The sequence below is a fragment of the Xenorhabdus entomophaga genome (assembly GCF_037996725.1).
GTDB lineage: Bacteria > Pseudomonadota > Gammaproteobacteria > Enterobacterales > Enterobacteriaceae > Xenorhabdus > Xenorhabdus khoisanae.
In genome coordinates this window covers 1-272 of the sequence record NZ_JBBMXH010000434.1, presented here as the reverse complement: position 1 = coordinate 272, position 272 = coordinate 1, and the positions used below count along the sequence as shown (strand labels likewise).

Genomic DNA, 272 nt, shown 5'->3' with positions numbered 1-272 from the left:
TCAGTTCCTTCATGGTGGTGGGCTTAATCAGTTTTTCGTAGTAAGTCCCCAAGAACGGCGCAAAGGGTGTGCCCGACAACCCAACTACGGGTATGTCACTGTCACGGATAATTTCCAGCATCCGCTTACGGCGCAAGTGCGCCTCGTCAATGATTAACAAATCGATATTGTCAGGAAACTCACGGCGGATAATGGTATCGGCTGACGCGATCTGAATGAGCAGTGTTGGGTCATAATTCGGGTGGTCACGCCAGACATAACTGATTTCATCT

The 272-nt window shown here is 49.3% G+C and carries 1 pseudogene; it reads right to left on the bottom strand.

From position 1 onward, the window contains the following. Window positions 1-272 (bottom strand): annotated as a pseudogene (locus tag AAC854_RS23520) (DEAD/DEAH box helicase); the annotation flags it as partial.